The organism is Lactobacillus amylolyticus DSM 11664, assembly GCF_000178475.1.
Taxonomy (GTDB): Bacteria; Bacillota; Bacilli; order Lactobacillales; family Lactobacillaceae; genus Lactobacillus; species Lactobacillus amylolyticus.
In genome coordinates, this window is sequence record NZ_ADNY01000068.1 from 1 (window position 1) to 2,244 (window position 2,244).

Here is a 2,244-nt window from a genome sequence, read left to right on the forward strand (position 1 = left end):
ATTTTCTCAAACACTAAAAAACAAGACCCGAAGGTCTTGTTTTTATTTTGTCTGTTTTCCGAGGGATTTAATTACCTGCGTTTGTGAACTGTTGTGGAAAATTGCACCCTCATAGTTGATAACTTTCTTGTGTTTTTTGCCTTTTTCACGATACTTATAAACAAGTTGATAAGAGACATCGCTGTAATTGCTGCCAGCAGGCATGATCTTAGTGATCGTTACTGTTAGCTTAAGGTTCTTCTTGCCCTTCTTAAAGGCCTTCACCTGCTTCTTCAAATCTTTGTAAGCTTGATTGTCCTTGCCATTTTCAAAAGTAGTCTCATCAGGCTTAGTGTAGTTATTGTAGAGCAGCTGTCCAGCCTCGGTTTGATCAATCAACCCCGGCCAGATTGGATTAACAATGTAGTCGCCTTCTATATCCTGATAAACGTCCTGCTTTTGATTACCAGCGTAATTGCTTGGCGTACCATAGTCTTCATCATCGTCGTCACTATTAGAAAATTCAGTCTCAATCGATGAAGACAAGTCTTTTACCTTTTCGGACTTAATGGTTTTGCCATTATAGGTTGATTTGATGTAAAGCTCCATGTTTTTGGCCAGCGGATAATTCTTGAAGGTGGCCCGCCCATATTTGTCGAGCGTCTTCACCTTGCGATCGTTAATATAGACGACGCCGTTTGGAACGCTGCGGATTTGGAAAGTTCCTGTCTTAATAATCATGTTGATCGTCTTATTTGACCAAATGTTGACGATCGCATCGGCCTTGAGCTTGCGGCCAGAAACCTTGGTTTTAACTAGCAAGTGATAGCGTCCTGGGAAAATCAGCCCCAAATCAGAGTAGAAGTTCTGATCGGCACCTTCCATTTTGCCAAAACTTTCTTTATTCACAGTTAAAGTAGAGCCTGCATGGTTGGTTTCCACTTGCGGGTGGTAAACTTGGATACGCAGACTATATTTTGGAAACAGGAAGAAATACATCCCGGATTCGATTAGCTTAATCTGATCGCTGTATTTGCCCTTGCGCAAGTTAGCGCTAAGCTGTTTGGCTGCTTGTTTATTTTCCTTAAAATACTGCTGCAGTGGCTTCAATTTAGCGTCAGTTACTGTAATATCAGGATCTGAAGCCACGACATATTTAGCCATTTTCTTGCTAGGATCGTTGATGCAGCTGACGATGCGATCAATTTGTCTGTCCTTTTGGTAATAAATTGAACCCCAGCCGTAAAAGACACCGAAAGCAATCAATAGGATAATGAAGGCCACCAATTTTGGATGTCGTTTATGCAGCTTTTTCTTATTTTTTGTCATGTTTCTCACCTATAACCCTCATGTATTTAGCCTATCAATTTTAAAATAAATAGCAAAGATTTTTTCTTAAATAAATTGGTCCTCAAATACTAAAAGATAAAAATCAGGAAAAACAAAGCCAAATACCTTATGGTACTTGACTTTACGTAGAAAAAACGCTGGTATTAAATCCAACATTCGATCTTTTCTTTAGGTACGATAATGCACCAGATTAATGTGAGTAAGCTGACAACAATAATTAAAACAGAAACAAAGTCCAAGATCCGCTCAATGGCAGCTGTACTACGGTAAGCCATCTCATCGTGGCCCGAATATTTTTGCGTTAGTAAGGCAATGTACTGCGACATGTTGTAGCCGTAATGGTCAAAATTATCGGTATTCTTCGCCGTGATGCTTACTTGCTTAAGCGAAAGCTTGCTGTTCTGCAGCTGCTGCACGACATACTTTGCACTGCTGTCCATGCTGCTGGCAAAATCACGTGCGTTATCGGCTGGCGTGATCACAAGACGCAAATAGCGCTTATCCGATTGTGACCAGCTCTTCTTATCAGTCGGTGCGATTTGAATTACCGTTTTATTGCCACGATATTTTTTTAAATCTTCATTCGTGAAGCTTGCTTGAATTTGCGGTTGGCTATTGCTGCTTAAGTGGCTGCTGTTGATATAAGTATTGATGTTGGGGATAATTTCGAAGTTAACCAGAGCCACAACTAAAATCAGCAGCATGTTGATGAAGAGCCGCAGTCGATCATTCGCAAGCTTTTTCTTTCTTAAAAGTCTATTTTGCATCTCATCCTGCTCTTTTGCTTTGGGATAAATTCCATAATAATTATAGTACAAGGGATTCAGCTTAAAGGCAAATAAGGTTATTCTTATTTAAATGTTTGGAATTTGTTTTTACAAAAAATGAGAACACACCGTATTAGATGCGTTCTCA

Annotated in this window: 2 protein-coding genes; both read right to left on the minus strand. The window is 39.7% G+C overall.

The window, feature by feature from the left end; translation table 11 throughout:
- Positions 1-42: 42 nt before the first annotated feature.
- Positions 43-1,308: a TcaA 3rd/4th domain-containing protein gene (locus tag HMPREF0493_RS07870; protein WP_006352810.1), complete on the minus strand. Its 1,266-nt coding sequence runs from the start codon at positions 1,306-1,308 to the stop codon at positions 43-45.
- Positions 1,309-1,472: 164 nt separating this feature from the next.
- The gene (locus HMPREF0493_RS07875; protein ID WP_040457484.1) at positions 1,473-2,096 is read right to left on the minus strand and encodes a hypothetical protein; all 624 of its coding nucleotides are present in this window, start codon (positions 2,094-2,096) and stop codon (positions 1,473-1,475) included.
- Positions 2,097-2,244: the final 148 nt, after the last annotated feature.

Excerpts from the sequence above, each read along its gene's own strand:
- HMPREF0493_RS07870 (WP_006352810.1), bottom strand. The coding sequence starts at position 1,308 with ATGACAAAAAATAAGAAAAAGCTGCATAAACGACATCCAAAATTGGTG.
- HMPREF0493_RS07875 (WP_040457484.1), bottom strand. The coding sequence starts at position 2,096 with ATGCAAAATAGACTTTTAAGAAAGAAAAAGCTTGCGAATGATCGACTG.